Here is a 15,531-nt window from a genome sequence, read left to right on the forward strand (position 1 = left end):
TCTCAGTCAGCCTCTCGATTGAGCCCTCTCAATTGGGCAGCGCGGCGTCGATGCGCTCGAGGAGATCCTCGAGCGCGTCGGCGCCGTGTGTCGTTCCCCGGCTTCGCAGCGTCACCGTCGTGGGTCCGCCGATCAGCGAGGCACATCCGAGGGAGACACCCGAACCGCCGCCGGTGACGGGATAGAACGCCACGTCCTCCACGCCGTCGGCGTGGACCTCACCGAGGTGCGAGACCAGCACGGTCGAGCCCAGCCGCGCGGAGAGCAGACGCAGGCCCACGCGCATGACCCGCGCCAGGAGCGGGTGGCCGCCCCCGCCGGGCTCGGCCTCGGGAGGAAGCTCGCGCAGCTGACGGCGTACGTCGTCGAGCGAGAGCCGCTCGACCTCGTGCAGGCGCAGCAGCGCACTGCGGTCGGCGAGAACGAGGTCGTCGCCGGCGCGGCGAGAGGCACCGACCGCCACGACGACGCGACGGGCCGGCCTCCCGTGGGCCAGGTTGTACGTCGCGACTCCGGCGGCGGCGCCGACGACGAGGTCGGCGACCCGCGGCGTGCTGTGGCAGCGGCGGGCCACGCAGGTATCGGTCTCCGCTCGCGCACGGCCGGCAGCGGCGGCCACCCGGGCCGGAGGCCGGAGCGCGACCTCGCCGAGCCGGCGCAGCAGCGCGCGGAGCCCGCCGGAGGCGACCTCGCGCTCGCCGAGTCCCCGCGCGCTGCTGGTGATCTCGAGGTCGCACAGGCGGCCGAGCAGGCCGAGGAGGCCGAGCCCGTCGACGTACTGGTGATGGGCTGCGACGACGACAGTGTCCCCGCTGGTCCCGACCAGCAGCGGCTCGGCCGGGGCGACGCTGAAGCGCGTCACCAGGTCATCGGGGTCGGAGGCAGTCGTGAGCGCAGGGGCGGACCAGCCGTGCTCTCGGGCCACGTCGGCGAGTCGGGCGCTGAGCCGCGCCTGGTCCGGTGCCCGGGTCAGCCGGGCCGCGAGGACGATGTTCCAGACGACGGTGGGGTCCGCGACCCACTGGGGGGCGGACGCCGTCATCGCCTGAGGTCCGCCACGTAGACGGCCGTGCCTGGCGTGAGCCGGCCGCGGACACCCGACCACCCGCCCCAGACCCGGTCGTGGCCCTCGGGCCACTCGGGCTCGGCGATGTCGACGAGGACGAAGCCGTGTCGGTGCAGGATGCGGACCCAGTCCCCGATCGTGCGGTGGTGCTCGACGTACGACACCCGCTCGGTCTCCGCGTCGACCTCGACGTAGGGGCGGCGGTCCCAGTAGGACTGCGCAGCGGTCAGCCCCGCCTCGGTGGGGTCGTCGGGGAACATCCAGCGGGTCGGGTGGGTGATCGAGAAGCTGAACCGGCCCCCGGGGCGCAGGACACGGGCGACCTCGCTGACGGCCGTGTCGGCCTCGGCCACGAACTGCAGGGCCCCGAAGGAGGAGAACACCACGTCGAACGAGCCGTCGCGGAACGGCAACGTGGTGGCGGTGCCGTGGATGTTCGCGACCGGGACCCCGCTGGCCTCGTCGATGCGGCGCGCGTGCTGCAGCTGTCGGAAGGAGAGGTCGAGCCCGACGGCCCAGGCGCCCTGGGCGATCGTCCAGCGCGAGCACTGGCCGGCCCCCGAGCCGACCTCCAGCACGTCCTTGCCCGCGAGCGGGCCGAGGAAGCCGGCCTCGTCCTCGGTGAGCCCCTCGGGCCCCCACACGAACCCGACGTCACCGAGGAACTCGCCGTGGGTCGACTGGTACTCGTCGGCATAGGCGTCCCAGTCGCGCCGGTTGGCGCGGACCGAGTCGGCCTCGCTGACCGGCTCCCGCTCCACGCGGACCGGCGGATGAGGGGCCCAGGGCACCGGGCGGTCGCTCATCGCGGCTTCACGGCGCGGGCCACGATGCTGATGCCGGGAAGGTCGCGCACGGGGAGGAAGCGCTCCGTGGCCACCGCGAGTCGGAGTCCGGCGTTGACCAGCGGGTGGACCTCCTCCATCTCGCTGTCCCCGGTGTTGCTGCGTCGTCGCAGCTGGGCGACGGGTCGCAGCAGGACGTTCCACGACATCACGTCGCGCACGTCGAAGCCGACGCTCTCCATCAGCGCGGTGAGGTCGTCCTTCTCATAGCGGCGCAGGTGCCCCAGGGCGACGTCGTGACCGCTCCACAGCTTCATGCTGCACGGGACCGCGACCAGGGCGCGGCCCCTGGGGCGCAGCACCCGGAAGGTCTCTCGGGCGACCGCCTCGTGGTCGTCGACGTGCTCCCACATGTCGGTCGACATGACGAGGTCCATCGACGCGTCGGCGAAGGGGAAGCGCCGCGCGTCCGCGCGGACGATGGGCAGACCGCGCGCAGCGGCCAGGGAGGCTGCGACGGGGGAGTACTCGAGCCCGCTGACCTGCCAGCCGAGGTCGCGCAGCACGGCGGTGTTGCCGCCGGACCCGCAGCCGACGTCCAGGGCCCGGCCGGGGGACAGGGGGGCCACGAGGCGACGAACCAGCGCGCGCCGCTCGGCGTACCACCAGTGTCGCTCCTCCAGCGACGCCGACTTCCTGATCTCCTGCTCGTCCACCGTGCTCCTTCGCCGCGTCCGCAGGCGGCGGACGTCCTGGCGCAGACCTTACTGGCCGGGCAGGGGAGGCCGACGGCGGTTGAGGGGAATCCGTCCGGCGAGCTCGCCGAGCGGTCCCACGGCACGGCCCAACGCCTCCGCGCTGCGCGAGAGGTCCGGCACCAGGGCGGCGAGATCGCCGAGGCGTGGCTGCAGGGACTCGAGGGTGTCGCCGAGCGCGACGAGCTGGTCGAGGGTGCCTCCGTCCGCGACGAGCTTCTCGAGGAACCCGTCCTCGGTCAGGGCGCGGTCCACGAGCCCCTCGGGCATCAGCAGCCGGTCCAGGACGCCACCGGGAGTGGTCAACCGGTCAAGGGCCCCACCCGCGCGCATCAGCCTGTCGAGCACCCCGTCCGGCGCGACGAGCTGGTCCAGGGGACCTCCCGGGGCGAGCAGCCGCTCGAGTGCCCCCTCCTCGGCGAGCAGCCGGTCGATCGCGCCCTCCTCGGAGAGCAGCCGGTCGAGCACACCCCCCGGCTGGGCGAGGCGCAGCAGGGGACCGTCCTCGGCCAGGAGCCGGTCGAGTGCGCCGTCGCGCTCCAGCAGCCGACCCAGCGGCCGGTCGGGGGAGGTGAGCTCGGCGATCATGGAGGCGAGGCGCAGCGGGCCGGTGTCGTCGGAGAGCAGCAGGACGAGCTGCTTGGCATAGCCCTGCTCGCCGATGACGCCGAGCAGCAGATCGGCGTAGCCGCCCTGACGCCGGATCGGGCCGTCGGGGGACACCAGCGTGCCGAGAGCGAGCGTCACGTGGGTGGCGGATGCCGCGACCCGGAAGGGGAGGATGGCCAGGTCCAGGAGTCCCATGCGGGGACTCTAACCGCGCGGCCGCGTCGAGGAACATGACAGCATCGTTGCCGTGGACCCTCTGTCGAGCTTCGCCTCGCTGGCGCCGCTGCCCGGCGGCTGGTCGGGTCAGACGTTCCTCGCCGACGCGGGCGGTGAGCGGAGCGTCGTGCGGATCTATGCGCGACCCGGCGAGCGCGGTGCGGTGGCGCACGAGGTCGACGCCGCGGTGCTGGGCCTGGTGCGTGGGCTGCTGCCGGTCCCGCGTGTGCTGGAGGTACGTCGCGCGGATGCCGCCACGGGGCTGCCCGCGCTGCTCGTCACGACGTACCTGCCGGGGGAGAGCGGTGAGCAGGTGCTCGCCGACCTCGCCGCAGCCGGCGACGCCGAGGGGCTCGCGACGCGGGGGCGTGCCCTGGGCGGCTTGGCGGCCTCCCTCGCGGCGATGCCGCTGCTGCGCCGGGGCGCGTTCCTCGACGCCGAGCTGCGGATCGGTCCGCGGGGATCCCACCCCGCCGACCTCGGCTCGCTCGTCGACGCGAGCGAGGAGGCGCTGGTCGGGCGGCCCTACGGGGAGTCGGCCGCCTGGACCGCCGCTGAGCTGGCCGGGCTGCGGGCCGTCGCGGAGGACGCGCAGGCCCTCCTCGACACCGCCGAGCGCGCCTGCCTGGTGCACGGCGACCTGACGCCGGCCAACGTGCTCGTCGATCCGGGCACCGGAGAGGTCCTCGGCCTGATCGACTGGGAGCTGGCCCACGCCGGGCATCCCTTCACCGACCTGGGCAGCCTGCTGCGCCACGACCGCCACCCGTCGTACGTCGACGCGGCGCTGGCGGCCTGGACCGATCGGCACGGGGGCGCGCGGCGCGAGACGCTGGAGCTGGCCCGCGCCGCGGATCTCGCGGCTCTGCTTCGCCTCGCGACCTCGAGTGAGCCGACGCCCCCGACGGTGGCGGCCTCGGGGCTGCTGCGGGCCATCGCCCGCACGGGGGACCTGGACGCCGGCCCGGAGCAGGCGTGAGCCCGCCCCGACAGGCCCGTCCGGGTTGGACGCAGGTCCCGCGACACGCGTAGTCTCTAGCCTGCGCCGAGGTCTGCCTGGGTTCCAGACGGAGCGGACCCTCGCTCGCTATCTGCGTCGCCGCCCCCGAGGGGGCGCCCGACGCGTCAACACGGTAGTGAAATCGGACCTCATCCGCGCTCCCGCACGACCCCATCCATCCAAGGAAATCCTTCCCTTATGACGAGCAGCATCTCCATTCTTCCTGACTACGATGCGCCCCAGGTGGCCATCAACGACATCGGGTCGGAAGAAGACTTCCTCGCGGCGATCGACGCGACCATCAAGTACTTCAACGACGGTGACATCGTCGAGGGCACCATCGTTAAGGTCGACCGTGACGAGGTCCTCCTCGACATCGGTTACAAGACCGAAGGTGTCATCCCCTCCCGTGAGCTCTCGATCAAGCACGACGTCGACCCCTCCGAGGTCGTTTCCGTGGGCGACAAGGTCGAGGCTCTCGTTCTCCAGAAGGAGGACAAGGAAGGCCGGCTGATCCTGTCCAAGAAGCGCGCCCAGTACGAGCGCGCCTGGGGCACCATCGAGCAGGTCAAGGAGGAGGACGGCGTCGTCGAGGGCACCGTCATCGAGGTCGTCAAGGGCGGCCTCATCCTGGACATCGGCCTGCGCGGCTTCCTGCCCGCGTCGCTGGTGGAGATGCGCCGCGTCCGCGACCTGCAGCCCTACGTGGGCCAGACGCTCGAGGCGAAGATCATCGAGCTCGACAAGAACCGCAACAACGTCGTGCTCTCGCGTCGTGCGTGGCTCGAGCAGACCCAGTCCGAGGTTCGCCAGGGCTTCCTGACCCAGCTCCAGAAGGGTCAGATCCGCAAGGGTGTCGTCTCCTCGATCGTCAACTTCGGTGCGTTCGTGGACCTCGGCGGCGTCGACGGTCTGGTGCACGTCTCCGAGCTGTCCTGGAAGCACATCGACCACCCCTCCGAGGTCGTGGCCGTGGGCGACGAGGTCACCGTCGAGGTGCTCGACGTCGACATGGACCGCGAGCGCGTGTCCCTGTCGCTCAAGGCGACGCAGGAAGACCCGTGGCAGCACTTCGCCCGGACCCACCAGATCGGCCAGATCGTGCCGGGCAAGGTCACCAAGCTGGTGCCCTTCGGTTCGTTCGTCCGTGTCGAGGAGGGCATCGAGGGTCTGGTGCACATCTCCGAGCTCGCCGAGCGTCACGTCGAGATCCCCGAGCAGGTCGTGCAGGTCAACGACTCGGTCATGGTCAAGATCATCGACATCGACCTCGAGCGTCGCCGGATCTCGCTGTCGCTCAAGCAGGCCAACGAGACCGCTGCTGCGGCCGACTCCGACGACTTCGACCCGACGCTCTACGGCATGACGGCGTCGTACGACGAGCAGGGCAACTACATCTACCCCGACGGGTTCGACCCGGAGACCGGCGAGTGGCTCGAGGGCTACGACGAGCAGCGCGCCGCATGGGAAGAGCAGTACGCCAAGGCTCACGCCCGCTGGGAGGCGCACGTCAAGCAGCAGGCCGAGGCGAAGGTTGCCGAGGCCGAGGCCGGCGAGGCGACGTCGTACTCCAGCGGTTCCGAGGAGGTCGCCGAGGCCGAGACCGGTGGCTCGCTGGCGTCCGACGAGGCGCTGCAGGCACTGCGCGAGAAGCTCACCGGCGGTCAGGCCTGATCGGCTGACACCGTCCGCGTCGTGACGACGCGAACCTGAGCACGAGGCCGAGGGCCCCGTCCACCTCCGGGTGGGCGGGGCCCTCGGTCGTCGGGGCCAGCGCGCCCGCGGTCGCGTCGTACCGAGGGCCTTCGGAGGGGGCGCCGATTGGTCAGAGGCGACATGTCTCGGCCCGAAATCTGCGCCGTTGGGGACCAAACGGCGACAGGGTTGGCGCAGTTCCCCGGCCCAGGCCCCGCTCAGCGGCCGAGCGCGGTGAGGGCCAGGCCGAGCAGGAGCCGGTCACGGGCGTCACCCAGGCTGCGGCCGGTGAGGCCCTCGATCTGGCGCATCCGGTAGATCACGGTGTTGCGATGGCAGAAGAGCGTCTCCGCGGCGTGAGTGGGGGAGCCGTGGTGGGCGAGCAGGGCGGCCAGCGTCTCCACCAGCACCTGCTCCTGCTGCGCGGGGAGGGCCAGGATGGGGCCCACGGTCTCGGCCACCAGCAGTTGGGCGACGTCGGGGCTGGCCCCCAGCAGCACCTCGGGGAGCCGCTCGGTGACCGAGACGACGCGGCTCGTGCCGCGGGGGAGGGTGCCGGCAGCCTTCTCCGCGAGTCGGTAGGCGATGTGGATGCCGGCCAGCCCGTCCGGGCTCTGGGCCACCCCCACCCGGCCGGTGGCGCCGGGGGCGAGCAGCGCCATGAGATCGGCGATCGAGAGGGTGCCGAGGGCGACCAGACCGAAGTTGATCTCCCCGCGCACCCGCCAGTACGACGTGAGGCCGCTGCGCTCGAGCCGATCGTCGGCGGCCCGGAGAGGACCGTCGAGCTGGCCGTCGAAGTGTCCCACCACGCAGGCCACGGCCTCGTCGGGGGCGAAGCCGAGCACCTCGCGGACCTCGACGAGGAAGGCGGCGTCGTGGCTGCCCCCTTCGATGAGGCGCTCGAGCAGGTGCTCCTGACGGCGGCGGTCCTGCCGCTCGAGCCGGGCGCTCTCGCGTCTGTAGGCGTCGATCAGCGTGGAGGCCTGGAGGTCCAGGGCGGCCCACACCCGCTGACCGGCGATGAGCAGCACGCTGTCCTCCGCCTGGAGGACACCACGGTCGCGCTGTTCGACGAGCGCCTCCCACAGCACCCGGGTGCCGAGGGTGTAGGCGTTCAGCACGTGCTCCATCGGCACGCCTTGGGCCGCGCGGCGGCGGCCGGTGTCACGCCACACGTGGACGGCGCCCTCACCGGGCTCCGCGAGTCCGGCCATGGTCCGGATCCCGCGCCGGATGTGCTCGCGGGTGTTGGCCCGGATGTCGGCACGCAGCTCGGGCTGGTCGGCGTACCACTCCTTCTCCTTGTCCAGGAGGGTGAGCGTGATGTCGTCGGCGATGGCGTCGGCGCGATCGAGCAGCGTGGCCCACGCGGCCTGGATCCGCGCCTTGAGGTCGTCCTCGGACTGCTGGCGGCGCGCGGGCGTCTCGGGCCTTGGTGTGGCACGCGTCACGGACATGCCGTCACGATTGCACGCTGCGCACATTCGGCCAACCCCCAAGGGGGGATTGGGGCGAGGCGCACGAGTGATCTTGTGCGCTGCGCCCATTTCGATGAATGGGCGCAGAGACCAAGGTGAGGGGCGTCACATTCGACGCGTCGCACGACGCGTGCATCCATGTCCCCAGGAGGCACACCGATGGGAGCGAACCCCACTCCCGCGACGCCCGCCCCGATCGACTCGTCAGGGGCCGGCGCGCCCCGGTCGACGTCCCCGGTCTTCGTGATGAGCGACGTCTCGGTGAACTTCGGGGGCGTGCAGGCGCTCTCCGGCGTCTCGCTCGAGGTCGCCGAGCGCCAGGTCCTCGGCGTCATCGGACCCAACGGAGCCGGGAAGACCACCCTGTTCAACGTGGCGTGCGGCTTCGTGCGCCCCGACACCGGGCGGCTGACCTGGCAGGGTCAGGACCTCACCGGCCTGCGTCCGCACCAGCTGGCCGGCCACGGGATCGCCCGCACCCTGCAGGGGTTGGGCCTCTTCGACCGGATGCCGGTGATCGAGAACGTCATGGTCGGAGCCGGGCGACACGCGCGCAGCGGCTTCTGGTCGGCTCTGGCCGGGGTGGGGCGCGGCCCGCGTGAGGACGCCGAGCTCGCGGCACGAGCCATGGCCGTCCTCGACGAGCTGGGCATCGCGGACTGTGCTCGCCGCTACCCGACGAGCCTTCCCTACCCCGTGCGCAAGCGCGTGGCCCTGGCCCGGGCCCTGGTCGCGGAGCCCCGTCTGCTGCTGCTGGACGAGCCCGCGAGCGGGCTCTCCAACGACGAGATGCACGAGCTGGGCGAGCTGATCCGCGGTCTCACCGACCGGATGTCCGTGATGCTCGTCGAGCACCACATGGACCTGGTGATGAGCGTCTGCGACGACATCACGGTCCTGGACTTCGGCAAGGTCATCGCACAGGGCAGCCCCGAGCAGGTCCGGCGGGACCCGGCCGTGTTGGCCGCCTACCTGGGCGACGAGGTCGGGCACGACCCGGACCTGCCCGACACCTCGAACCTCACGAAGGGCGACGCATGAGCACGTTCGAGGTGCGCGACCTCACCGCGCGCTACGGAGCCGTGACCGCGCTCGACGGCGTCTCGTTCGAGGCGCCGCCGGGCAAGGTCACCGCAGTGCTGGGGGCAAACGGCGCCGGGAAGACGACGCTGCTGCGCACGGTCACGGGGCTGGTGCGCGCCGAGCGCGGCCAGGTGCTCGTGGACGGGGCGGACGTCACCCGCAAGCCGGCCGAGCTGATGACCGGTCTCGGCGTCGCCCACGTCCCGGAGGGGCGGGGGGTGATCACGGAGCTCACCGTCGCGGAGAACCTGCGTCTGGGGGGACTGCACCGATCAGCCGGCTCGGAGCCGGTCGACGTGGACCGGATCTACGAGCTGTTCCCCGTGCTGGGGGACCGGCGCAACGCCGTGGCACACGTGCTCTCCGGGGGCGAGCGGCAGATGCTCGTGATCGGCCGGGCGATGATGGCCACCCCCCGCGTGCTGCTGCTCGACGAGCCCTCGCTGGGCCTCGCCCCCCGCATCGTGGCCCAGATCTTCGACCTCGTCCGCTCACTCGTCGAGAGCCAGGGCCTCACGGTCGTCCTCGTCGAGCAGAACGCGCGCAGCGCGCTGTCCATCGCCGACCGCGGCGTCATCCTCAACCTCGGCCGAGTCGTGGCCCAGGACGACGCGACGGTGCTGTCCGGTGACGAGCAGCTGCGTCACGCCTACCTCGGATTCTGAACGGGAGACCTCGTGCAACAGCTCCTCACCACCTCCCTCACCGGCCTCACGCTGGGCGCGGTGTACGCCGCGTTCGCCCTGGCCCTGTGCCTCATCTGGCGCTCCACGCGCATCATCAACTTCGCTCAGGCCCCGATGGCGATGCTCACGACGTACGTCGCGCTGGTCATCATCGATGCCGGCTACTCCTACTGGCTGGGCTTCGCCGCGGCCCTGGTCTGCGGCCTCGTCCTCGGGGCGGTCGTCGAGCGGGTGCTGATCCGGCCGGTGGAGGGCAAGAGCGAGATCAACGCGGTCATCCTCACCCTCGGCCTCTTCATCGTGCTGCACTCGGCGGCGGCCCTCATCTTCGGCTCGCGCTACCGCTCCTTCCCCGCCCCCTTCGGCATCCGCGGCTTCGAGGTCGGGGACACCACCTTGGCCATCACCGGCTTCGGGGTCTTCACGATCATCGCCGTCGCGATCGTGATGGGGCTGCTGGTCGCGCTCTTCCGGGGCACCGACCTGGGGCTGAAGATGCGTGCGTCGGCCTTCAACGCCGAGGTGGCCCGGCTGCTCGGCGTCCGGGTCGGCCGGATGCTCACGCTCGGCTGGGCCCTGGCAGCCGTGGTCGGCTCGCTGGCCGGCCTGCTCATCGCCGGCGGCAGCCTGGTCCACCCGGCCTACATGGACTCGGTCGTCGTCTTCGGCTTCGTCGCCGCCGTCCTCGGGGGGCTCGACAGCCCGCTCGGGTCGGTGCTGGGCGGTGTCCTGCTGGGGATCTCGCTGAGCTTCGTGAGCGGGTACGCCGGCTCCGAGCTGGTCCCGCTGGCCGCCCTGCTGATCCTGATCGGGGTGCTGCTCGTGCGCCCCGGCGGCATCTTCTCCCACACCGTCGAGCGGAGGGTCTGACGTGACCGCCACCATCCCGGAGTCCACGGAGAAGCCCTCCGGCCGCTCGTCCACCCAGACGAGCCGGGTCGACCGGCTCCGCGCCCGCTGGAGTCGTTGGGTGCTCGGCCGCCACCTCGTCATCGCGGGGCTGGGACTGCTGGTCGTCATCGCGGTCCTCGAGAGCGTCGACCCGTTCCGTGCCGTGCAGCTGACCTCGATGGCCTATCTCGCGATCGCCGCGGGGGGCCTGACCGTGCTGACCGGCCTCAACGGTCAGCTCTCCCTGGGGCACGGCGCCTTCATGGCGATCGGGGCCTACACCGCGGCGCTGATGCTCCAGGACGGCGAGCCGCCCGTGCCCCTGGTGGGGGTGCTCCTCATCGCCACCGTGGTGGCGCTGGCCGTGGGAGCGGTGGTCGGCCTGGCGGCGGCCCGGCTGCACGGCCCCTACCTGGCCGGGGCGACGCTCGCCCTCGCCGTTGCCGTCCCGACCACAGCGCTCTACTTCGACGACCTCGGCGGTGAGCAGGGCCTGCGCGTGGCCGTGCCGCCCATCCCGGACTGGGTCCTGGACGCGTCGTACTTCGTCCTGGGCCACGAGGTCGACCGCACCCGCTACATCGCCTACATCGCCTGGGGCAGCCTGATCGTCTCCTTCGTCCTGCTGGCCAACCTGAGCCGCAGCCGCCTGGGCCGGAGCTGGCGCGCCGTGCGCGACGACGACGTCGCGGCGGAGCTCGCCGGCATCCACCTGGGCAGGGCCCGCGTGCTCGCCTTCCTGGCGAGTGCCGGATGCGCCGGACTCGCCGGCGCGGTGATGGCGATGGCGGTCCGGATCGCCGCCCCGAGCGGGTTCACCCTGACGTTGTCGCTCACGCTGCTCAGCGCCGTGGTCCTCGGTGGCCTGGGGAGCCTGGGGGGCGCCCTGATCGGGGCCGGACTCATCACGTTCCTGCAGCCCCTCGTCACCGACCTGGGCCTGGCCGCCGGACTGTCCGACGTCCGCGCCGCGGAGCTCTCGCCCCTGGTCTACGGCCTCACCATGATCGCCGTCATCCTGCTCGCCCCCGCCGGCATCGTCGGCACCGCACGCATGGCGTGGCTGACCCGTCAGCACCGTCGCAACTGATCTCGGCACCCACCACCCCAAGGAAGGCACCATCCCATGAAGAGTCGTCCCAATCCGAGGAACCGTGGAGCCGCGGCCCGCCGCGGTGTCCAGCTCGCTGCCGTGGTCACCGCCACGTCCCTGATCGCGGCCTGTGGTGCCGGTGGACGTGAGGACGACGAGGAGGGAGGCAGCGACGCGGGCTCGTCGGTCGGCGTGACCGACGACAGCATCAAGATCGGCGGGCACTTCCCGCTGACCGGCGTCGCGGCACCCGGCTACAGCGAGATCCCGACCGGGCACCAGGCCTACTACGACTTCGTCAACGCCAGCGGTGGCATCAACGGCCGCGAGATCGAGTACCTCGTCAAGGACGACGCCTACAACCCCACCAACACCTCCTCGGTCACCGACGAGCTGGTGCTGCAGGAGGAGATCTTCGGGATGGTCGCCGGCCTGGGGACGCCGACGCATAGCGCGGTGGTGGACTTCCTCAACGCCGAGGAGGTGCCCGACCTCTTCGTCTCGAGCGGCTCCCTGGCCTGGGGCGACGACCCGGCCAAGTACCCGTGGAGCTTCGGCTGGCAGCCCGACTACGAGAGCGAGGGCAAGATCATCGGGCAGTACGTCGCCGAGAACATGCCCGACGCGAAGGTGGGGCTCTTCCTCCAGGACGACGACTTCGGCGAGGACGGCGAGGCCGGCGTGCGCCAGTACATCGACGAGCAGATCGTCGAGACCGTGTCCTACACCCCGGGCAACACCGACGTCGCCCCGCAGATCGCCAAGCTGAAGGCGGCGGGGGTCGACCTGGTCCTCGGGTTCAACGTCCCCTCCTACACCGCACTGAGCCAGCTGGTGTCGATGAAGATCGGGTTCACCCCGCAGTGGTTCTACAGCAACGTCGGCTCGGACCCGGCGCTCGTCGGCTCCCTGCTCGCGCGTTTCTCCGAGGGCGCGGTCGAGAACAGCGCCAGCCTGCTCGACGGCGTGATGACCACCGAGTACATGCCCGGCGTCGACGCTCCGGAGGACCCGTGGGTCCAGCTGTGGCAGAAGGTCTGGGACGAGCACGGCGAGGGTGAGCTCACCAACTACGTGATCTACGGGATGGCACAGGCCTACACGTTCGTCCAGGCCCTCCAGGAGGCGGGCGACGACCTCACCCGCGAGGGCATCGTGGAGGCCCTCGAGGAGGGCGGCAGCGACTTCGTCGGGCCGGCGCTGGCCCCCTTCCGCTACTCCGAGGACAGCCACCTGGGCATCTCCGGCATGTCGGTCGTGGAGCTCAAGGGCGGCAAGGCCGACCCGCTGACGCCCGTGATGATCACCGACATCGGCGACGCCGAGATCACCGAGGACGAGTCGGCCGCCGGGGACGCGCCGCCGGAGAGCGGTCTGCCCGAGTAGTCGACCCGCACCAAGAGCCGACCCGCCCCCTCACGATCATCGGATCTCACCATGACCCTGCTGAGCCTGGCCTCCGTCCTCGCCGAGCCCGCCCGCCGTACGCCGCACCACACCGCCGTGGTGGAAGGTGAGCAGCGGGTCGACTACGCGACGCTGTGGGCGGAGGCCAGGCGCTGCGGGACTGCGCTGGTGGAGCAGGGGGTCGGACCGGGTGCCCGGGTCGCGCTGATGGCGCCGAACGTCGTGGACTTCGTGCGGGCCTACTACGGCATCCTCGCGGCCGGGGGAGTGGTCGTCCCGATCCCGACGCTGCTCGGCGCCGAGGAGGCGGCGTACCTGGTGGGGCACTCCCAGGCCACGCTGGTCCTGCACCACGGCACCTTCGCCGAGGTCGCCGCCGCGGCGGCGACCTCGGCGGGGGTGCCCGCGCTCGGCGTCGAGGGGCTGGGCGACGCGCACGAGCCGCTGCGGGCCGCCGCGCCGCGCGAGGCCGAGGACCCGGCGGTGATCTTCTACACCTCCGGGACCACCGGCCGAGCCAAGGGCGCGGTGCTCACCCACCTCAATCTGGTGCTCAACGCGACCGCCAACGCATTCGACGCCAACCCGTTCCTGCGCGACGACGTGGTGATGGGCTGCCTGCCGCTGTTCCACACCTTCGGCCAGTCGGTGTCGATGAACTCGACCTTCCGGGTGGGGGCGACGCTGCTGCTGCAGCCGCGCTTCGACGCGGCGACGGCCATCGAGCTGATGGTGCGCGAGCAGGCGACGCTGTTCTTCGGAGTGCCGACGATGTACGTCCAGCTGCTGCAGGCCGCGCGCGACGCGACCGGCGAGCTGCCACGGCTGCGCGACTGCGTGTCCGGGGGCGCCTCGCTGCCGGTCGCGGTCCTCGAGGAGTTCGAGAAGGTGTTCGCGACCCGGGTCTTCGAGGGGTACGGGCTGTCGGAGACCTCGCCGACGGCCACCGTCAACCAGCCGTGGTTCGGCACCCGCGCGGGCACCGTCGGACATCCGATCTGGGGCGTCGAGGTCGAGATCGCCGAGGCGGACGTCGACGATCGCATCGAGCTGCTGGAGACCGGCGAGCTGGGGGAGATCGTCGTCCGCGGTCACAACGTGTTCGCGGGCTATCTGGACGATCCGAGCGCCACCGCCGCGGCCGTGATCGACGGCTGGTTCCGCACCGGTGACATCGGCCGCAAGGACGCCGACGGGTTCGTCGAGATCGTGGACCGCAAGAAGGACCTGATCATCCGCGGCGGGTTCAACGTCTACCCCCGAGAGGTCGAGGAGGTGCTCGCGCGCCATCCCGACGTGGCGCAGGTGGCGGTGATCGGGCTGCCCGACCCCGAGCGCGGCGAGGAGGTCTGCGCCGTCGTCGTGCCGCTGCCCGGCACGAGCATCGACGCGGACGAGCTGCGGGCGTGGGCCAAGGAGCGTCTCGCCGGCCACAAGTACCCGCGCCTGGTCGAGGTGGTCGACGAGCTGCCGCTGGGGCCGAGCCACAAGGTCCTCAAGCGCGAGCTGCGCCGGATGCTGGCGCCGGGCGCACGCTGAGGTCTCACCGCCGTGCCAGCGCGTCCCGCCGGCTCTCGAGGGGATGGGACCCGGGCGGTTGCTGCCACCCGCGGCTGTCGCGTCGTACGACGTGCGCGGCGGCGAGCACGGCGATCGCGGTGAGGAGGGACAGGGTCAGCAGGAGCAGTAGGAGGATCATGGCAGAAATACTGCGCCCATCTGAATCCTGCCACGAGTGGCAGTGATGCCAGGGTTCGTTGATTTCCTGCCATCGACGGGGCAGACTCCGCACGTGCGCAAGGTGGCGGTGGTGGTGCAGGACGGGGCGGAGCCCTTCGGTCTGGGGACCATGTGCGAGGTGTGGGCCGAGCCCTACCACCCCGACGACGACAACCCGGTCTTCGACTTCGTGGTCGCCACGCCCCGACCGGGGCGGGTGCGGGGGGCCTCGGGGTTCGACCTGCACGTCGAGAACGGCCTGGAGGCCGCGGCCGACGCCGACCTGGTCTGTGTCTCGCCCAAGCGCGACTTCCTGGAGCCCTCGCCCGGGGTCGTCGAGCTGCTGCAAGCCGCCCATGCGCGCGGCGCGCTGGTGCTGGCGCACTGCACGGGCGCCTTCGTGCTCGGTGAGGCGGGGCTCCTCGACGGCCGCCGCTGCACCACGCACTGGCGCCACGTCCCCGCGCTCGTGGAGCGCTATCCGCTGGCCCACGTCGACGAGGACGTCCTCTACGTCCAGGACGGCCGCGTCGTGACGGGTGCCGGGTCAGCGGCGGGCCTGGATGCGGCGCTGCACCTGATGCGCCAGCAGTTCGGGGCCCGGACCGCGGCCACGACGGCGCGCAGGATGGTGGTGCCGCCGCACCGCGACGGGGGACAGGCGCAGTTCATCGCCCGTGCCGTGCCGGACTGTGACGCCGAGACCCTCGGTCCCCTGCTGACCTGGATGGTGGAGAACCTCACCGACGATCTCAGCGTGGAGGCGCTGGCCCGGCGCACCCACATGTCGGCGCGCACGTTCGCGCGACGGTTCCGCGCCGAGACCGGCACCACGCCGCACAGCTGGGTCGTCGCGCAGCGGGTCCAGGCCGCGGAGGAGCTGCTCGAGGCCACCGACCACCCCGTCGAGTGGGTGGCGGGCGAGGTGGGCTTCGGCAACGCGGCCGCACTGCGCCACCACTTCTCCCGGGTCCGCGGGGTGAGCCCGCAGCACTATCGTCGGTCCTTCCAGAGCCCCGCCTGACGAAACCGGGTCCCGCCGACG

At 71.9% G+C, this 15,531-nt stretch carries 15 protein-coding genes; 9 read left to right on the forward strand and 6 right to left on the reverse strand.

The features are described from left to right. Positions 1–28: 28 nt before the first annotated feature. The 4 genes from ACYU7L_RS16065 to ACYU7L_RS16080 are packed head-to-tail and all read right to left on the reverse strand — an operon-like array spanning position 29 to position 3,410. Positions 29–1,042 (reverse strand): hypothetical protein, encoded by a 1,014-nt coding sequence (locus tag ACYU7L_RS16065; RefSeq protein ID WP_460798597.1) that lies wholly within the window; start codon positions 1,040–1,042, stop codon positions 29–31. Then, complete coding sequence (locus tag ACYU7L_RS16070) at positions 1,039–1,872, reverse strand: class I SAM-dependent methyltransferase (RefSeq protein WP_460798598.1); 834 nt, start codon at positions 1,870–1,872, stop codon at positions 1,039–1,041. The genes ACYU7L_RS16065 and ACYU7L_RS16070 overlap by 4 nt, the downstream gene beginning before the upstream one ends. After that, complete coding sequence (locus ACYU7L_RS16075; protein WP_460798600.1) at positions 1,869–2,567, reverse strand: class I SAM-dependent methyltransferase; 699 nt, start codon at positions 2,565–2,567, stop codon at positions 1,869–1,871. The genes ACYU7L_RS16070 and ACYU7L_RS16075 overlap by 4 nt, the downstream gene beginning before the upstream one ends. A 48-nt stretch (positions 2,568–2,615) precedes the next feature. Continuing rightward, a complete protein-coding gene (locus ACYU7L_RS16080; protein WP_460798602.1) occupies positions 2,616–3,410 on the reverse strand; it encodes a hypothetical protein in 795 nt (264 codons plus the stop codon). Positions 3,411–3,462: 52 nt separating this feature from the next. Between ACYU7L_RS16080 and ACYU7L_RS16085 the strand changes: the two genes are divergently transcribed. Together ACYU7L_RS16085 and rpsA are read left to right on the forward strand one after the other, a co-directional pair. After that, positions 3,463–4,410 (forward strand): phosphotransferase family protein, encoded by a 948-nt coding sequence (locus ACYU7L_RS16085; protein WP_460798604.1) that lies wholly within the window; start codon positions 3,463–3,465, stop codon positions 4,408–4,410. Between the two features lie 219 nt (positions 4,411–4,629). Beyond that, positions 4,630–6,105: a 30S ribosomal protein S1 gene (gene rpsA / locus ACYU7L_RS16090; protein ID WP_460798606.1), complete on the forward strand. Its 1,476-nt coding sequence runs from the start codon at positions 4,630–4,632 to the stop codon at positions 6,103–6,105. A gap of 239 nt (positions 6,106–6,344) precedes the next feature. Here rpsA and ACYU7L_RS16095 read toward each other — a convergent pair whose 3' ends face one another. After that, positions 6,345–7,586: a PucR family transcriptional regulator gene (locus tag ACYU7L_RS16095; RefSeq protein ID WP_460798608.1), complete on the reverse strand. Its 1,242-nt coding sequence runs from the start codon at positions 7,584–7,586 to the stop codon at positions 6,345–6,347. 180 nt (positions 7,587–7,766) lie between these two features. Here ACYU7L_RS16095 and ACYU7L_RS16100 point away from each other — a divergent pair, with 180 nt between their 5' ends. Genes ACYU7L_RS16100 through ACYU7L_RS16125 form a run of 6 tightly spaced genes read left to right on the forward strand, consistent with a single transcriptional unit; the run spans position 7,767 to position 14,306 of the window. Further along, the gene (locus ACYU7L_RS16100; protein ID WP_460798610.1) at positions 7,767–8,648 is read left to right on the forward strand and encodes an ABC transporter ATP-binding protein; all 882 of its coding nucleotides are present in this window, start codon (positions 7,767–7,769) and stop codon (positions 8,646–8,648) included. Next, a complete protein-coding gene (locus tag ACYU7L_RS16105; protein ID WP_460798612.1) occupies positions 8,645–9,355 on the forward strand; it encodes an ABC transporter ATP-binding protein in 711 nt (236 codons plus the stop codon). The genes ACYU7L_RS16100 and ACYU7L_RS16105 overlap by 4 nt, the downstream gene beginning before the upstream one ends. 12 nt (positions 9,356–9,367) lie before the next feature. Continuing rightward, positions 9,368–10,246 (forward strand): branched-chain amino acid ABC transporter permease, encoded by an 879-nt coding sequence (locus ACYU7L_RS16110; RefSeq protein ID WP_460798615.1) that lies wholly within the window; start codon positions 9,368–9,370, stop codon positions 10,244–10,246. A gap of 1 nt (position 10,247) precedes the next feature. After that, entirely contained in the window at positions 10,248–11,357 is a 1,110-nt protein-coding gene (locus tag ACYU7L_RS16115; protein ID WP_460798617.1) for a branched-chain amino acid ABC transporter permease, read from the forward strand. 36 nt (positions 11,358–11,393) lie between these two features. Then, a complete protein-coding gene (locus tag ACYU7L_RS16120) occupies positions 11,394–12,746 on the forward strand; it encodes an ABC transporter substrate-binding protein (protein WP_460798619.1) in 1,353 nt (450 codons plus the stop codon). 51 nt (positions 12,747–12,797) lie between these two features. Beyond that, the gene (locus tag ACYU7L_RS16125) at positions 12,798–14,306 is read left to right on the forward strand and encodes a long-chain-fatty-acid--CoA ligase (RefSeq protein ID WP_460798621.1); all 1,509 of its coding nucleotides are present in this window, start codon (positions 12,798–12,800) and stop codon (positions 14,304–14,306) included. A gap of 4 nt (positions 14,307–14,310) precedes the next feature. Here ACYU7L_RS16125 and ACYU7L_RS16130 read toward each other — a convergent pair whose 3' ends face one another. Next, positions 14,311–14,466, reverse strand: coding sequence for a hypothetical protein (locus ACYU7L_RS16130; protein WP_460798623.1), 156 nt, complete (start codon positions 14,464–14,466; stop codon positions 14,311–14,313). Positions 14,467–14,559: 93 nt separating this feature from the next. On the opposite strand from ACYU7L_RS16130, the gene ACYU7L_RS16135 reads away from it, so the two are divergent. Beyond that, positions 14,560–15,510 carry a GlxA family transcriptional regulator gene (locus ACYU7L_RS16135; protein ID WP_460798626.1) on the forward strand — a complete coding sequence of 317 codons (951 nt, stop codon included), beginning with the start codon at positions 14,560–14,562 and terminating at the stop codon, positions 15,508–15,510. Positions 15,511–15,531 lie beyond the last annotated feature (21 nt).

This window comes from Nocardioides pacificus, assembly GCF_054775955.1.